General features: G+C 60.6%; 16 protein-coding genes. 3 read left to right on the top strand and 13 right to left on the bottom strand.

The window, feature by feature from the left end:
- Window position 1 precedes the first annotated feature (1 nt).
- From IHE39_RS18295 to IHE39_RS18240, 12 genes are all read right to left on the bottom strand, one after another.
- Complete coding sequence (locus IHE39_RS18295; RefSeq protein WP_192567471.1) at window positions 2-481, bottom strand: pyridoxamine 5'-phosphate oxidase family protein; 480 nt, start codon at window positions 479-481, stop codon at window positions 2-4.
- Window positions 482-533: 52 nt separating this feature from the next.
- Window positions 534-905, bottom strand: a complete 372-nt coding sequence (locus IHE39_RS18290; protein WP_192567534.1) for a hypothetical protein — start codon at window positions 903-905, stop codon at window positions 534-536.
- A gap of 100 nt (window positions 906-1005) precedes the next feature.
- Window positions 1006-1506: a hypothetical protein gene (locus tag IHE39_RS18285; RefSeq protein ID WP_192567470.1), complete on the bottom strand. Its 501-nt coding sequence runs from the start codon at window positions 1504-1506 to the stop codon at window positions 1006-1008.
- A gap of 231 nt (window positions 1507-1737) precedes the next feature.
- On the bottom strand, window positions 1738-2016 hold the full coding sequence (locus tag IHE39_RS18280; protein ID WP_184771573.1) for an HU family DNA-binding protein: 279 nt from the start codon (window positions 2014-2016) through the stop codon (window positions 1738-1740).
- Window positions 2017-2620: 604 nt separating this feature from the next.
- Window positions 2621-3682, bottom strand: coding sequence for an ABC transporter ATP-binding protein (locus IHE39_RS18275; RefSeq protein WP_192567469.1), 1062 nt, complete (start codon window positions 3680-3682; stop codon window positions 2621-2623).
- A gap of 23 nt (window positions 3683-3705) precedes the next feature.
- Window positions 3706-4527, bottom strand: coding sequence for a carbohydrate ABC transporter permease (locus tag IHE39_RS18270; RefSeq protein ID WP_192567468.1), 822 nt, complete (start codon window positions 4525-4527; stop codon window positions 3706-3708).
- Entirely contained in the window at window positions 4527-5411 is an 885-nt protein-coding gene (locus IHE39_RS18265; protein WP_192567467.1) for a carbohydrate ABC transporter permease, read from the bottom strand. The genes IHE39_RS18270 and IHE39_RS18265 overlap by 1 nt, the downstream gene beginning before the upstream one ends.
- 179 nt (window positions 5412-5590) lie before the next feature.
- On the bottom strand, window positions 5591-6919 hold the full coding sequence (locus tag IHE39_RS18260) for an extracellular solute-binding protein (RefSeq protein WP_184771581.1): 1329 nt from the start codon (window positions 6917-6919) through the stop codon (window positions 5591-5593).
- An 18-nt stretch (window positions 6920-6937) separates the two neighbouring features.
- Complete coding sequence (locus tag IHE39_RS30725) at window positions 6938-7786, bottom strand: ROK family protein (protein ID WP_192567466.1); 849 nt, start codon at window positions 7784-7786, stop codon at window positions 6938-6940.
- A 5-nt stretch (window positions 7787-7791) separates the two neighbouring features.
- A complete protein-coding gene (locus IHE39_RS30720) occupies window positions 7792-8478 on the bottom strand; it encodes an N-acetylmannosamine-6-phosphate 2-epimerase (RefSeq protein WP_343070103.1) in 687 nt (228 codons plus the stop codon).
- Between the two features lie 69 nt (window positions 8479-8547).
- Window positions 8548-9294 carry a GntR family transcriptional regulator gene (locus tag IHE39_RS18245; RefSeq protein WP_192567465.1) on the bottom strand — a complete coding sequence of 249 codons (747 nt, stop codon included), beginning with the start codon at window positions 9292-9294 and terminating at the stop codon, window positions 8548-8550.
- Window positions 9295-9476: 182 nt separating this feature from the next.
- Window positions 9477-10175, bottom strand: a complete 699-nt coding sequence (locus IHE39_RS18240; RefSeq protein ID WP_192567531.1) for an IS6 family transposase — start codon at window positions 10173-10175, stop codon at window positions 9477-9479.
- 1017 nt (window positions 10176-11192) lie between these two features.
- Between IHE39_RS18240 and IHE39_RS18235 the strand changes: the two genes are divergently transcribed.
- Entirely contained in the window at window positions 11193-13262 is a 2070-nt protein-coding gene (locus IHE39_RS18235) for an ATP-dependent helicase (protein WP_192567530.1), read from the top strand.
- A 72-nt stretch (window positions 13263-13334) separates the two neighbouring features.
- On the opposite strand, the gene IHE39_RS18230 is transcribed toward IHE39_RS18235, so the two are convergent.
- Window positions 13335-13661, bottom strand: a complete 327-nt coding sequence (locus tag IHE39_RS18230) for a hypothetical protein (RefSeq protein WP_192567464.1) — start codon at window positions 13659-13661, stop codon at window positions 13335-13337.
- Window positions 13662-14796: 1135 nt separating this feature from the next.
- Here IHE39_RS18230 and IHE39_RS18225 point away from each other — a divergent pair.
- Together IHE39_RS18225 and IHE39_RS18220 are read left to right on the top strand one after the other, a co-directional pair.
- Entirely contained in the window at window positions 14797-15051 is a 255-nt protein-coding gene (locus IHE39_RS18225; protein ID WP_184771585.1) for a helix-turn-helix domain-containing protein, read from the top strand.
- Window positions 15051-16379 carry a type II toxin-antitoxin system HipA family toxin gene (locus tag IHE39_RS18220; protein ID WP_192567463.1) on the top strand — a complete coding sequence of 443 codons (1329 nt, stop codon included), beginning with the start codon at window positions 15051-15053 and terminating at the stop codon, window positions 16377-16379. Before IHE39_RS18225 ends, IHE39_RS18220 begins: the two co-directional genes overlap by 1 nt.
- Window positions 16380-16575 lie beyond the last annotated feature (196 nt).

Genomic DNA, 16575 nt, shown 5'->3' with positions numbered 1-16575 from the left:
CCTACTTCAGGCTCACCGAGGCAACGCTGTCTTCATAGTCCTTCTTAGGGTCACCCAGGCCCAAGAACATTTTCACGCCGGCGACCAGACTGGATGCGTCGAGCCATATTTGCGCGTCGGCCGGCTCAAACCGAAGCAGGCAGAGCTTTGGGTCATCCTTGCCCTTCTCGAACCATGCCGCCACAAAGCGGTTCCAAAGCCGGTCGATCGTTTCGCGGTCATTGTCGATCCTCAACGTGCCATGAACCGTTGCAAACAGGTCATGCTTTTTAGCCGCGTAGACCAAAGTGGCCTTCCTGGCGCGGGTAACCTTTTGCGCAATTTCCGTATCTTTGGCGGTGAAGAAATAAAGTGTCTTTCGCTCGCCATCAAACTGCGCAGTCATCGGGCGCGCATCGACACCGGCAACACTCAGCATGACTGTCATGTCTGCGCGAATGTACTTCCAGAACTTCTCTTCGAACGCTTGCTTGTCGGGCATTCTTGGATCCTCCAAATGATGAGCGGGCAACGATTTGCGGCCAGCGCTGGACCTAGGCGCCAGCTCGACGGTCGGGTTTCGGAGCTTTGGCGTCTTCCGATCTTTCGGCGATTTCCTGCCCGGCCCCCGAGGCCTTTTCGGTAGCGGGGCTTGGAACGGGCCGAGGGGATCGTTTTTTCATCCGGTAGCCGGGTTGCTCGCTTCCACCGGGTTCGACTTCGAATCCTCTTTCGGAGCCTGCAGGGTTTTGCCCATCTGAATGGCGGACCTTTTCCTCAGCCTCATCGAGAGGTGCAGTATTTCCGTATTTGTCGGATGGTTGCTTGTTTGCAGCGGCTTGCTGGGAAAATTCCTCATGGCTGTCGCTTGAACTCTTGGAGCGAGGTGCGCGAGCGCCTGTTTCCCGCTTGTTGTCGTCTGGCATGGCGAGATCCTCTTTGGAAGAAACTCAACCGTCGAGAGCCGCAGAGGTTCCTCTCAGACCAAGCGGGAACCCAGGGCGGACGCGCTGGCAACGAAGAGAACTATTGGCGGCTGAAGCCAATGCTGGCAGTGACAATTCGTGCCCCGGTTCGCGGGTGTCGTTCAATTGTAACAACACGCATTTCGCCCAGTCTTGAGCTTGCCAATTGCATCGACGCAATGCGGGTGCCCGACCCACGATCGGGCCATTTGACCTGAAGATTGAGGGTATCGCCGCTTCGTTGCCCAGACAGGCTGGCGCGTCCACGCGTCGAGCCGACATACGAGCCGGAATAGCTCAAGCCCTTGGTGTGCAAGTCGATGCCAATGCGCCGGGACAGGATAACCTTCGCACGGCAATTCCCGTCCAGGTTAAGAGTACTGCCGATGGTGCGGGAGTTCAGCGTGCAGCGGACCGAAACCGCATTGGCGTCCGGTCTCAACCTCACCTGCCCGGTACCTTGCCAGGTGCCCGACAGCGATTGGAGAAAGTCGTTTTCCGTTTGAGGAGTTGCCGACAATGCAAGCGCCGCGAGCGGCAAAGCCAGAAGTGCCCTATTCATCGGTCCTACCCTTGGCAACGCCCCCGTTCTGACGATGGTGTCAGAAGCGCCGTCGCACAACGTTGAGTGAACCTGTCGGTTCCATCCCCAATCGAGCGGGGCAGGGAACAAACGATAGCGGAGGCGATCGCACCGAGGCCTGGAGCAAAGTGGGCCCCACTGGTAGCAGCTGGGGCCCTTTGCTTTTCTGATCTTTCGGGTCGACGGCCACCGATGCGGCCGGACTTGTGATCAGCCGTTCAGAGTGTCCTTGATCGCCTTTGCAGGCGCAAAAGTCAGCTTTTTCGACGCTGCGATTTTGATGGTTGCCCCAGTCGAAGGATTGCGGCCCTCGCGCGCCGGCGTCTCTTTCACTTTGAACTTGCCGAAGCCAGGAATGCTTGTCTCGGCCCCGCCCTTTGCTGCGTCAGCGATCTGCTTGAAAACGCTTTCGACGACCGTCTTGGCCTGCGCCTTTGTGAGGTTCTGGTCGGCAGCGATCTTGTCTGCAATTTCATTGGTCGACGTCATTGCGAAAATACCTTCTGTTTCGTGACCACATTTGTATGGCACGAAAAATCGCCTCGGCTAGAGGCATGCAGGTGTGGGGCCGAGCTATCCCACCAAAAAATACGCCGAATTGGCTTACTATTGCCGACTTTGCCCTTACCGAGGACCAAACTCGCTCGGCGCACCCCCCGTTGCTCCGCATTGACATGTCCAGACGGGCCGGCCTTGGCGGGGGCGGGCCGCAATGGTAGCGACCCGGGTCTGAAAAAGGAAAAGCCCGCCGCGGGGAGGAGGTCGCGACGGGCTCAATATAAGGAAGCGGCCTTGGGAGGAGTTGGCCGCTTTGTGTTGCCACTTCAGGGAGGAGGAAAGCGGCAACAACAGTGAGATAGTTATTCGCGCTGGAAGCTTCAAGGCGTGGCCAAGTTCCCTACGCACTCCTTGGCCTCTGGTTCGCCAGGAAGGGCAGGCATAGCTGTTCGACGTGCAGCCTAAGATATGTTCGAGTCTGTACGGACCATCCCATTTCGCCTAGGGAAGCCGCCAGTCACAGCCGCTGGTGGTGATCTGCCAAGGTGCGGATTCCAATCTTTGCCGTGGTCATCGCCCCAGGGCGATTTCGTGCTCATGCAGCACGGGCGATAGCGGAGCCGTTTTCATCGAACAGTGTCACTCGGTTGCTGTCGATTGCGATACCGACCGTCTCGCCGATGCGGACTGATGTGTCTGCAGGCGCGTTGACGTTGATCAGGCCGAGGCGGTCGTTTCGGACGAAGACGCTGGTGTTGCCGCCGAGATATTCGGCGACCTCGACCGTTCCGCGGCAGTTGCCATTGTCGGAGGCGACGAGCGTCAGATGCTCGGGGCGGGCCCCGAGCTGGGTCGGCGCGCCGGTGAAGGCAAGCGACAGCGCGCCTTGGCCGGACAGGTCGAGTTTGCCATCGCCCGATGGGGCGCAGGCGAGAACGTTCATCTTGGGGCTGCCGATGAACTGGGCGACGAATAGGTTGGCGGGACGCTCGTAGAGCTCGTGTGGGCTGCCATGCTGCATGACGCGGCCCTCCTTCAGCACGACGATGCGGTCGGCCAGCGTCATCGCTTCGACCTGGTCGTGGGTGACATAGATCATCGTGGCGCCGAGGGCCCGGTGCAGCTTTGCGATCTCAAGCCGCATGTCGACGCGGAGTGCTGCGTCCAGATTGGACAGCGGCTCGTCGAACAGGAAGGCGACCGGTTGGCGCACGATGGCGCGGCCAATGGCGACGCGCTGGCGCTGGCCGCCCGAGAGCTGGCGCGGGTAGCGGTCGAGCATATGGGTGAGCTTCAGCGTGTCGGCGGCCTGGTCGACCTTGGCCTTGATCGCATCCGGCGACAGTTTCGCCAACTTGAGCCCGAAGCCCATGTTCTGGCGCACGGTCATGTGCGGATAAAGCGCGTAGGATTGGAACACCATGGCGAGCTGGCGCTCGACCGGCGGCGCCTTGGTGACGTCGTGGCCGTCGATCAGCAGGTGGCCGGAGGTGGTCTCCTCGAGGCCGGCGATCATGCGCAAAAGCGTGGACTTGCCGCAGCCGGACGGGCCGACGATGACGACGAACTCGCCGTTTGAAATGTCGAGGTCGAGATCCCGGATGATCTCGGTGCCGCCATAACGCTTGCCGGCCTTTTGCAGAGAAATCGTAGCCATAGAACCTCCTGGCAGAAACTGTGTCAGCCCTTGACCGCGCCTGCTGTCATCGAGCCGCTGATCTGGCGATACATGATGAGGCCGAGCAGTACAGGCGGCAGCGCGCCGACGATCATGACGGCCGAGGCCACGCCCCACTGCACGCCGCCGCCGCTGGCGGCAAAGAAGAACGAGGCGCCGACGGTGATCGGCACGGCCTTCGACGTGGTCAGCATCAGGCCGAACAGGAACTCGTTCCAGGCGGTGATGAAGCCGAAGATCAGGCTGGTAACGATGGCCGGTCGGCACAGCGGCGCAATGACCTTGGCCAGAATCTGGAAACGCGTCGCGCCGTCCATCAGCGCCGCCTCGTCGAGCTCGCCTGGCAGGTCACGGATGGCGTTGACCAGGATCACCAGCGCCAGCGGCAAGTTGACGATGGTGAGGATGAGGCCGAGGCCGAGGCGCGTGTCGAGCAGCGAAAGCCACTGGAACATCATGTAGAGCGGGATGGCGAAGATGATCAGCGGCACGGCGCGCAGGTTGATGGTGAGCGGCAGCAGCGTGCGTTCGCCGAGCTTGCCGCGGGCGATCGCGTAGGCTGCTGGCAAGGCGAGCGCCACAGCGAGCAGTGTTCCGAGGGCAGCGACCGCAATGCTGTTCATCAGGTAGAGGAAGATGTTCAGCCGGTCGGAAACCGTGAAGACGGTGGCGTAGTTTTCGAGCGTCGGCGCATAGACCCAAAGGCCCGGATTGGTCGACAGTTCGCGCGCACTCTTCAACGAGGTCGAGAACGTGACGAGGATCGGGAAATTCATCGCAAGGGCGGCGATGGCAAAGACGATCCAGCGGAGGGCGTTGATCATCAGCGGGCTCCCTTGCGGCGCGCGGCAAGTGCGTTGAGCCCGTAAAGGACAGCGAACGACACCACGAACAGGATGACCGAGGCGGCGACTGCCTTACCGATGGCGCCCTGCTTGAAGAAGGCTTCATAGATGTAGATCGATAGCGAGGCGGTGGAGCCGCCAGGGCCGCTGCCGGTCAGTACATAGACATTGTCGAAGACGCGGAAGCCGTCGATGAAGCGGATGAGCAGGGCGACAACGATCGTCGGCGCCATCAGCGGCAGCTCGATGTAGCAGAGACGGTGGCGATAGCGTGCGCCGTCCATGGCAGAGGCCTCGATGATCTCCTTTGGGATGGCTTGATAGGCCATGTAGAAGAGCAGGAAGGCGAAGGGTGTCCACTGCAGCGTCTCGACCGCTGTCAGCGTCCAGAAGGCCGAAGTCGGCCCGAGGAACGAGAAGCTCGCGCCGAACCAGGTCCAGAGATAGTAGGGCACGGGGCCGACGAATTCGTGCAGCACGAGGCGGTACATCAGGCCGACAAGCGCCGGAGCCACCATCAGCGGCAGCATCAGGATCGCCATCAGCCAACTGCGCCTTTCGACGAGCGGCGAAAGAAAAATGGCGAGGAACAGGCCGAGCGAGCATTCGAGCACTGCGGTGAGCAGTCCGAAGCGGAATGAAAACCAGCTCGCTTGCCAGAACGAACTGTCGTTCCAGACTGCAGCGAAGTTGGAAAAGCCTGATATATCGGGGCTGCGCAGCGTCTCGAAGCTGACCTCGGAGACTGAGTAGACGAGGTTGACGATCGCCGGGAAGCCGAGGAAGACGAGGAGAAACAGCACCAGCGGGACTGCCAGCAACCGGAATTCGGACGAGGGGGCGCGTTGCGAAATCGTTGTCATCAATCGATCTAAGGCTGGCGTTCCAAGGGAAGCAATGGTGGCTGGCCAATACCCGAAGGCCCGCCTAGGCGGAAAAGGTGGCAGGATCCCCGTGCCATGGCAGGGCATGGAGCGGGAGGAGGTGCCGAATCCTGAACCGGTTGAATGGCCGGCGGCGGCCGCCGCCGCCGGCCATTCGCTTACTTGAGCAGCTCAGCCATGCCCTTTTCGGTGTTGGCAAGGGCGTCGTCGAGTGACTGTTGGCCCGACCAATAGCCGGTGAACTCCTTGGCCTGAAGCTCGTAGACCGAGAGTGCCTTGGCCGAGGTGCCGCCGTTCATGACGTAGCCGTATTTGCTGGCGAACTCGCCGAGCTTGACCAGATCGGGACGCTCGGTCGCCACTTCCTTGACGACGTCGGGCGTGAGCGCCGGTGCACCGTTGTTCTTGGCGTAGATAAGTGCCGCTTCCTTCGACGATAGCCACTTGATGAAGGCCTTGGCGCCATCCTTGTTCTCGGCGTTCTTGTTGAGGCCGAAGCCGAGGCCATGGATGTGGGTGAAGCGCCCCTCGGGTCCGGCCGGCGGCGCGATGGTCTCGGTGACCCCGGCAACCGTTGGCGACTTCTCCTTGGAGGTCAGGTCGGATGCCGCGGCGTTCCACTGCATCATCGCGGCAACCTGGCCCGAGGCGTAGGCGGCATTGGCCTCGGCGAACTCGTAGGACAGCGAGTCGCGGGGGGTGGCGCCGGCGTCATAGAGTAGCTTGTAGATCTCGAGGCCCTTGCGGTAGGCGTCGGAATTGACCGTGACTTTGCCGCTCTCGTCCATCCAGTTGCCGCCATAAGAGCGCGGCAGCGACTGGAACACCATCATGTTGAAGAGCAGGTTCTTGAGTTGCAGCACGGTGCCGTAGCGGGTCGGGCTGTCCGGGTTGACCGCCTGGGTGAAATACAGCGCGGTCGCCGCATAGTCGTCCCACGTCCACTCGTCCGGGTTCTTGGGCTCGAGCTTCTTGCCGAGGTGCTTCTCCGAGATTTCGGCGAACTTCGCCTTGGCCGCGTCGTCCTTCAGCACAGCCTCGATCAGGTCCTTGCGGTAGTACATGAAGTGCAGCGAGAGATCGGTCGGAACGCCGAACTGCTTGCCTTCATACTGCATGGTAGACAGCACGGAGTCGCCATAGACGGCCTTGGCCTCATCCGAAAGCTCGACCGGTTCCATGAATGGCGCGTAGCGGCCAATGGAGTAGGTGGCGAGCAGATTGGCGTCGAAAGCCTTCGAGCCGGCGGCGAGGTCGGCCTGCAGCTTGTCCCAGAAGCCGTCGCGGTTGAAGAACAACAGCTCGACCTTGTTGGCGTCGGTGACATCAGCCTTGGCGTTGTAGGCATCGGCAGCGGCGCGCAACGCGGTCTCCTCGGGACCGCCCGGCCAGCCGAGCACTGTCACCTTGGCGAAAGCGGGGCTCGCCATCAGGCTGGCGATCGCGACCGCGATCAGGCCGCCCTTTCTGAGCGTCGAAAATGTCATATGTGTTCTCCCTCTTGGTCAGTTCTGACGTTTTGCTAGATCCGCGATGCCCACGACGCCGGCGCTCTCGCCGAGTGCTGCTGCATGAAGCCGCGGGGTGAGCCGTGGCGGCAGGCTTCCCAGCGCCTGCCGGACGGATTCGAGATAGCCAGGTGCAAGGCCGATGCCGCCGCCGATCACTATGCGGGCAGGGTCGAGCATGAGCTTGATGTTGCGGCACAGGAGTGCGGTCTGGCCCACCGATGCCATTATGATGTCCTGCGCCCAGGCATGGCCCGAAGCGGCTGCTTCGAAGACCTCGCGCGCGGTGGCGCCGGGCTGGTGCGGTACTGCCTGTGCAGCGATCCAGTTGCCGGACACATGGTCCTCGAGAACGCCTGCATTTTCATCAAGGCTGCGCAGCAGGCCGAAATGTCCGGCTACCCCGCCAAGCAGGCGGCCGTTGACGATGATGCCGCCGCCGATGCCCGTGGAGATGGTGAGGAAGACGAGATCCTGGCTCTGGCCGGCACCAAATGAGAACTCGCCCCAGGCCGCTGCCTGGGCATCGTTGGAGGCGAGCACCGCATCCGTGCCGGTGAGCTTTCTTACGGTGGCGACCAGCGGGAAGCGGTCAGGAATATCAAGGGTCTTGCGGTTGAGCGGCGACCAGAAGCCGTCGTCGATAATGCCGGTGACGGCGACACCGACGCTGTCGTAGCGGCCATTCCAGCCTGAAATCGCGTTGAACAGAGGTGCCAGCCACTGCTCCGGATTGCCGCTACGCGGCGTTGGCATCTTGTAGGTTTCGAGTACCTCATCCCCACGCACCAGTGCCGCGAGCATCTTGGTGCCGCCGATGTCGAGCGCGAGAACGGTGTCGGTCATGGCGATCACGCCCCGGCCTTGGCGATGGTTTCGTCGAGTGCGGCGCGGAACCATGAGGTCACATATTCCGGCCGGGTGATGGCCGAGCCGACGACCACCATCGAAGCGCCGGACGCCAGCGCCTGCTGCGCCTGAGCAGGGGTGCGAACATTGCCCTCGGCCACGACATGAGGCGTGAGCTTGCGCATTGCCGATATCAGCGCGAAATCGGGTTCAGTTGGCTCGACCGGGCCGGTGTAGCCGGCGAGTGTCGAGCCCACCACGTCGGCGCCCTCGGCCAGTGCCTGCTCTGCGTCGGCGAGGATGGAGCAGTCAGCCATGGCGGCACGGCGGTGGGAATGGATGCGCTCGATCAGGGCCCTGGTCACGACCGGGCGGACGCGCTGGGTGGCGTCATAGGCGATGACGTCGGCACCGGCGGCGGCAAGCGCATCGACGTCTTTGAGCCAGGGGGTGATGCGGACGGGTGTGTCGGCAAGGTCGCGCTTGATGAGGCCGACGATCGGCCTGTCGGTGGCGGCGCGGACGGCGGCGACATACTCGGCGGATTCGATGCGAAGGGCGGCGGCACCGCCGTCGATGGCTGCCAGCGCAAAACCCACTACCATCTCGGCCTTGTCCATTGCTCCGCCCTTAACAGGCTGGCAGGACACGATGAGGCCATTGTCCAAGGCTTTGAAGTCAAGCGGCACGCGGGCATCTCCTGTGATGCCCAAACGGTAGCAGTCTAATACCAGATTGCAACAGGCTTTAAACTGGTATTATCGCATCAGTTCGATTACGAAGTCGTAGACGTCGCCGCGATATTTGGTCTGGGTGAATTCGACGATCTGGCCGTCGGCGAGGAAGCAGCGGCGCTCCATGACCAGCAGCGAGGTGTCTTCGGCCGTGGCGAGAAGCTGGCGTTCCTCGTCGGTGGCGGGCTTGGCTTGCATCCGCTGCAGCGCCCGGACCGGCAGGGCACCGGTGGCCTCGAGATATTCGTAAAGCGACTCCCTGACTGCCTCGGGATCGGGAACGAAGCGGGCTGGCAGCGTGGCGATCTCGATGGCGATCGGCGTGTCGTCGGCGGTGCGCAGGCGACGCAGGCGCACGACCTTTTCGCTGCCGGAAATGCCCAATGCCATCATCTCGGCAGGCGAAGGGCGTGAAATCTCTCGTGAAATCCAAACGCACCCGGGTTCCAGCCCGCGCGAGCGCATGTCCTCGGAAAAGCTTGTCATGGTCGCCAGAGATTTCTCCAGGCGCGACGATACGACGGTCTTGGCACCCTGGCGACGGTCGAGCAGCCCATCTGAGACAAGACCGTCGATGGCTTTGCGCACTGTGACACGTGAGATGCCAAGCGCATCGCACAAGGTGCGCTCGCTGGGGATGACGGCGTTACGCTTGAGTTGGGTGGTGGAGATCGCCTGCTTGATGGCGTCTTCCAGCCGTCGGTAGAGCGGCTCGCCGCTCTCGCCCGAAAGCTGTCGTGAGAGGAAGTCGAGGATTGCCTGATCGCCCATCGGAACCACCTTTGAAAGTCGCGCCTTTATGCAGAATTTTTCTCAGGTGTTAAACTGGTATTGTCTATTTCGCTTGATTTGGCACGAATTGCTGCCGACACACGGCACATCGTAGGTGTCGCAATTCGGGTTGTGTTGCAAAGTTTTCTGGGTTGCAGCGGTTGGCCTGATGGCGGCCTCTATCATGCCGCCAGAATGGTGAACTGCTCTGCCAGGGAGGGATTTGGATTGAAGGTGTACCTCGCCTGTCGTTTGCGCATCATATGAACCATTTCGATGCCGGACAGGATGATGCTGGTGGCGGCCGGCGACTTGAAGCCCAGCATCGGTCGCACACGGTGCTTGATGCGCCGGTGGTCCTGCTCGATCCTGTTGTTCAAGTATCGACTTTTCCCGATCGTGATCGGTTTCAGCCGGCGCCGGGAACGATCCCGCAATCGATTTGCCGCATCGCAGGAAGCGATTGCTTCGTGGTTGGTCTGGCTGCCGTCAATGACGATGCGATCGGGCCGGCCATGGCGCTCCAGGGCCTTCCTGAAGAAGCGCTTGGCCGCCAGCAGGTCGCGATGCTCGCTGAACCAGAATTCGACCGTGTCGCCAACACTGTCGATGGCGCGGTAGAGATACATCCACTCACCGCGAACCTTGATGTAGGTTTCGTCGACATGCCATTCGCCGGTGACAGCACGCTTGCGCCGGTTGAAGCGCTCCAGCAGCAGCGGCGCGAAATGAATGACCCAGCGATGGATCGTCGAATGATCAACGCCGATGCCGCGTTCGGACATCATTTCCTTCAAATCACGCAGGCTCAGATTGTAAGCCAGATACCAGCGCACGCATAACAAGATGACAGACTGATCGAACTGGCGGCCCTTAAACATTCGGAACTTCTCAAAAATCGATGACGGTTCCTCCCACGCCACCAGTTACCAAAAACGTTGCAACAGATCCCCTTGAAGTCCTCACTGTTTGGCCCTGTCTAGCCACCATCCTCGGCCGGGTTGTTGACATAACGACCTAAATTGATGGCGGGGTTGCGCGGTCCAGCCAGCGAGCGGCCGGGCCGGCCTACCGGCGCATTGGCCTGTTGGAGGTAGGCGCTGAAGCCGTCTGTCGGTATCGCGCAGTTCAACATTGATGCCAGCCCTCTTCAGAGTTTCGCCCACAACGGCCATAACGCGTGGCTCTTCGGGAAACGACGGGCAGAAGACTATCGGAGGAAGGTCGAGGTCGTTCGGATGGCCTACTTCCGCAAGCAATTGCTTTGAAGGGGCGGGAGTGCTCTGGCGTAGAACGGCATGGACAAAGGCGGGTCTGCTTTGCGTCTTATCTAGGTTGTGGAAGCTCGCCTCATCGTTCCTGGCGGCAGATATTGCGTTCGCCATGCCACTTGCAAAGGGAGTCTTTCGAGCCGGGCGACCTTGCGCCGCCAGCTCTCAGATCGCCGATCTAGGTAAGCCCAATCCCGCATTGGCGTTCGGTCTCAACCTCACCTGCCCGGTACCTTGCCAGGCGCCCGACAGCGTCGCCTCGGCTAGAGGCATGCAGGTGTGGGGCCGAGTTATCCCACCAAAAAATACGCCGAATTGGCTTACTATTGCCGACTTTGCCCTTGCCGAGGATCAAACTCGCTCGGCGCACCCCCGTAGCTCCGCATTGACATGTCCAAACGGGCCGGCTCGGCAGGCATCGAGCGGTGCGCTGTAAAGCGCCACCACCGACTGCCCAACCCGAAGCTGTTGCGGATGGCAGGATTATCCGGACTTGTCGGTCGACAGCTATCCATTTCCGCGGCAAGTTGCTATGTTCCATGTTTGTTCTTGATTTGCCAAGGTCGATCAGAGGGACCCGGGAGCGGCAAGGCTGACGGAGTGGGGCATTTTCAAGTGCGGGGAATGATGAGCACTGCCTATCTGGAAAAGCTGAACGATCGTCAACGCGAGGCGGTCGAGCATGGAGTTGGCCTGCCTGATGAGGAGATCGGCGGACCCCTGCTGATCATTGCGGGTGCTGGTTCGGGCAAGACGAATACGCTCGCCCATCGGGTCGCCCACCTGATCGTCAACGGCGCGGATCCCCGGCGCATTCTACTCATGACATTTTCGCGTCGTGCGGCCTCCGAGATGGGGCGACGCGTCGAGCGGATCTGCCGGCAGGTCCTGGGCGAAAATGCGGCCGTCATGACTGACGCCCTGGCATGGTCAGGAACGTTCCATGGGATTGGTGCGCGCCTGCTCAGGATCTATGCCGGGCAGATCGGAGTGAATGTCGATTTCACGATCCATGATCGCGAAGACAGCGCCGACCTGATGAATCTGGTACGGCACGAGCTCGGCTTTTCGAAGACAGAAAGCCGGTTTCCGACCAAGGGAACATGTCTTGCCATCTATTCTCGTGTGGTAAATTCGCAAGCCTCTGTCGGTGACATACTGAAAGCCGCCTATCCCTGGGCGGTGGGATGGGAGGATGAGCTCAAGCAGCTCTTTTCTCGTTATGTCGAAGCCAAGCAGGCGCAGAACGTCCTCGACTATGACGACCTGCTGCTTTACTGGGCCCAAACCGTTTCCGAGCCGGAGCTTGCCGAGGACATCGGAAGCCGCTTCGACCATGTCCTTGTCGATGAATACCAAGACACAAATCGCCTTCAGGCATCGATACTGATGGCCCTGAAACCGGGCGGCCGCGGCTTGACGGTTGTTGGTGACGACGCGCAGTCGATCTACTCCTTCCGCGCCGCCACCGTCCGCAACATCCTGGACTTTCCAAACGAATTTTCACCGAAAGCCGCCGATGTCATCACGCTCGATCGCAATTACCGATCGACACAGCCGATCCTCGAAGCCGCAAACGGCGTCATTGGGCTCGCAAGCGAACGCTTCACTAAGGACCTCTGGACGGATCGCCAATCGCTGCAACGTCCACGTCTCGTGACTGTCCGGGACGATGCCGACCAGGCGAAGTTTGTAGTGGAGCAGGTGCTGGCGGCCCGGGAGACGGGCGTCACGCTCAAGCAGCAGGCCGTGCTGTTTCGCTCCTCCAACCATAGCGGCGTCTTGGAAATCGAGCTCACGCGACGCAACATTCCGTTCGTCAAGTTTGGCGGGCTCAAGTTTCTCGACAGCGCACATGTGAAAGACCTGCTCGCGGTCTTGCGGTTTGCCCAAAACCCGCGCGACCGAGTCGCCGGTTTCAGGCTGCTCCAGATGCTTCCAGGAATAGGCCCCCAGACGGCAGGCAGAATCCTTGATACGATAGCATTAGAGTCAGAGCCGCTGCTGTCGCTTGCAGAAGTGCCGCCGCCGCCGAAGACAGGCGACGATTGGACGAGTTTCGTCGCGCTTCTTTTGGGCCTGAGGAAATCCGCTGCCGGCTGGCCTGTTGAACTCGCGGCAGCACGCGCCTGGTATGAGCCGCATCTTGAGCGGATTCACGAAGATCCAGACACACGTAAGGCCGACCTCGTGCAATTGGAGCAGATCGCGGCCGGTTATCCCAGCAGGGAGCGCTTTCTCACCGAACTGACGCTGGATCCCCCTGATGCGACGAGTGATCAGGCAGGTGTGCCCCTTCTTGATGAGGACTATCTGATCCTTTCGACGATCCACTCCGCCAAGGGCCAGGAATGGCGCTCGGTGTTCATGTTGAATGTCGTTGACGGCTGCATCCCCTCCGATCTTGGGGCGGGGACCACTGCAGAATTGGAGGAAGAACGGCGCCTGCTTTATGTCGGCATGACCAGGGCGCGGGACAGCCTGGCGCTAATCACGCCACAGCGCTTCTTTACCTACGGACAAAACGCCCAGGGCGATCGTCACATCTATGCTTCCCGCACTCGCTTCGTCCCAGCGCCTTTGCTCAAGCTCTTCGAGCAAACGACCTGGCCGAAAGTTCCCGCAACCGGCGTAGAGCCCAGTTCACGTCAGGTGCGGGTCGATGTAGGCGCACGCATGCGGTCGATGTGGAAGTGAGGATGGCTGGGGGCGTCCTTGGCAGTTTTGGAGGGGCGGAGAGACAGAACAAGGACTGTCAGGTGGCGCTGTCTATGGATCGTTTGCTGAAACCGTGCCGGTTTCGCCGATGATCTTGCAGGCCCTGATGGTTGATGCGGCTTCCTGGAGCAGGGCGGAAACTTTCTGTGGCGAAAACAACTCGACGGCGCTGGCCATGGCCAACAGATCAAAGACGATGTCACCCTGGCTACAGTCGTTTGCCGGTGTTTCGGAGTGGCCGACCTGCTGGCGATAATTGCGGATTGTTGCGGCGGCCTGCTGCAAAAGCCGGGCGGTTTCATTGGGCGTCAATGTGGAAGCCTTGTCTGCGGCATAAGTAAGTTCGATGATGAAGCTACTATTCGCCGTCGCCTTCATGTCGCCTCGTCATTGACAGATTCATATCATCCGGTCGCGTCTATATTGGCGTAATTAGAGACTTAGCAATCGGGCATAGACCCTCGAAACGGGCAATCACCGACATCTGCTCAACGGCCACCGCACCGTTTCAACGACTGGCGGTCTCTTCGCTGTTGAAGAGCGCTGATAAGGATTGCTGGCCAATACGTGCGTCGTGCATGTCGTCAATTGAGGTGGGCCTGCGAAAGCGGCCCGCTTGGACGTCGCCAAGTCGGGCCGCCTGTTACGCAGCATGGGGTTCGGCGGGGCAGCCAACGCAACGCTCAATTCGTCGATGTAAGGCGTTGCACCGGCATGCCTGCCCCACTTTCCCAATGTCAAAATCGTACTCTCAGTCGCAGTGCGATGACAATTAGCTCATTGGATTTGGAGGCTTAGGCACTCTGGCTAAGGCCTGGAGCTCCTGGCGTAGTGGGTGATAGTGGAGCGTGTGGCGCTCAGCCTCGCTCCAAGCGGCGGGCCTGTCGTTTCCAGCCTCAGGCTGCAGGCGTCACGCGGCCGGATCGCCAAAGTGCTGGAATTGCTCGCGATCGGGAACTTGGGGACGACGAGCACGTTGATCTTGGCGAAGTGACCTCACTCCCCTTTGAGGTGTCGCTCCGACCTCAGGCCCCCGGGCCTCATCTTGTCAGGGCAGGTTTTGGAACGACGTTGGCCCTGATATCGAGGCGTCGGGGCACCGAACCTACCGGCGGCACGATTGCATGCCTTGAACCAACCACGCTTTCTGGCAAGGCACATTTATCGGCAGCGCCATTGTGCTCGCCGTGCTGTTCGACAGAATCCGCAATTTCCGACTGAGCGAATAGATTGTTCCTGGGTGGCGGACTGTGCATGAGGATCGCAACCTCGACGCTGCATTTCCGGTGCATTGAGACCGAGCAGATTTCCACACAGATGCGCGCGAAGATGGTGCTGAAGATCGGCCCATAAAGACCCCGAGGCTTGGGTTTTCGGCCTTGGGTCTGTGTGGTCTATCCGCGTTTGCGTATACAGCGTTCTTATACGACTTCGCGTATAATTCGAAATCAGACGCATTTGCGTATATTGACGATATATACGCTATCGCGTATATCAATGCACGGAGGCTGCCATGAGCGAACAGATCGCCCGTACGGAAAAACAACTCGGCGCTATCTTGCGCCGCGCCCGCAAGCAGGCGCGACTGAGCCAGGGCGCACTGGGCGAACAAATTCACCTGCGGCAAGGCACGCTTTCGCGCCTCGAAGCCGGGGAGCCCGCCGTGCAACTGCGCACCCTGATGGAAGCCCTCTCGGCCCTGAACCTTGAGATAGTCGTCCGGCCGCGCAGCCAAGGCAGCGCAAGCGACATCGAGAACCTATTCTGATGGCAAGGAAGCGAACTCACATCCCTCTCAATGTCTTCCTGAACGGCCGCCATGTCGGCGTCTTGCGCCGCGAGGCGACAGGCGCAATCGACTTTCAATACGTAAGCGACTGGCTGGACTGGGGCGCCACATTTCCGGTGTCGCTGTCGCTGCCCCTGCGCGAAGACCGGTATATCGGCACCCCGGTCATCAATGTATTCGACAACCTGTTGCCTGATAGCGACCCTATCCGCAAGCGTGTCGCCGAGCGCGTCGGCGCTGACGGCACTGACGCCTTCAGTCTGCTGAGCGCCCTCGGTCATGACTGCGTGGGCGCCCTGCAATTTCTGCCCGACGGTGTCGACCCCGGCGGCGCCGGTGGCACAGACGGTAAGCCGGTCACTGACGCCGACATCGCCGACATCGTCAAGAACCTCCACGCAGCACCGCTCGGCATGGGCGAGGATGAAGATTTCCGCATCTCGATTGCCGGGGCACAGGAAAAGACAGCGCTGCTGCGTAAGGATGGACAGTGGTTCAAACCCACCGGCACCACTGCCACCACCCATATTCTCAAACCGCAGATCGGGCAGCTCCCCAACGGCATCGATCTCTCAAATAGCGTCGAGAATGAGTATCTTTGTCTGAAGCTGTTGGAAGCGCTCGGGGTCCCCGCCGCAAATGTCGCGATCGCGGACTTTGGGGGACGCCGCACACTCATCGTCGAACGCTTCGACCGCCTTTGGACGAAGGAGGGACGGTTGCTTCGGCTGCCTCAAGAAGACACCTGCCAGGCCCTATCGATCCCGCCCACCAAAAAATATCAGTCCGAGGGTGGGCCCGGGATGCGGGATATCATCAACCTGCTGAAAGGCAGCGACACGCCTGAAGCTGACATCGCGACATTCATGCGCGCCAATATCATATTCTGGCTGCTCGGCGCGACCGACGGTCACGCGAAGAACTTCAGCATCTTCCTTGGGCCCGGCGGACGCTTCCGCATGACACCGCTCTACGACGTCCTGACCGCCCAGCCGAGCCTCGATCAGCAACAGGTCCCCCGCAAGAAATTCCAGCTCGCGATGTCGGTCGGGAAAAACCGCCACTATGCCATCCACGACATTGTGCCCCGTCATTTCATGCAGACGGCGGACATTGCAGGTGTCGGCACCCCGACGATGAAGGCAATCTTTGAAAACATCCAGGCGAACGCTGAGCGTCAGGCACAAGCTGTCATTACTTCGTTGCCGCGCAACTTCCCCGATCAACTCGTGACTTCGACCATGGTAGCCATCGGCCACCGCGTCCGGCTCATCGCCGATTCAATGGCCGCGGCCCCACGCGGTTGAACAACGCAAAACCGCCATTGGGTAGCTGCCACAATGGCACTTCGCGAAATAGTTGGGCCGAGCCAGCGCTTATGGCGCTAGGGTGATATTCTTCGGTCCAGTCTTGCCCGAGCTTTGACAAGCTGCGTCTCGACCGCAATAACGCTGTGATGCGTTCACCGCAGCGGAAGTGCCGTTCCGGTGTCGCCAAATCAAT

Origin of the sequence: Aminobacter carboxidus, from assembly GCF_014863355.1 — a bacterium.
In the GTDB taxonomy this organism is placed as follows: domain Bacteria; phylum Pseudomonadota; class Alphaproteobacteria; order Rhizobiales; family Rhizobiaceae; genus Aminobacter; species Aminobacter carboxidus.
The sequence above is the reverse complement of the archived record's forward strand: the minus strand, read 5'-3'. Positions and strand labels throughout refer to the sequence as shown.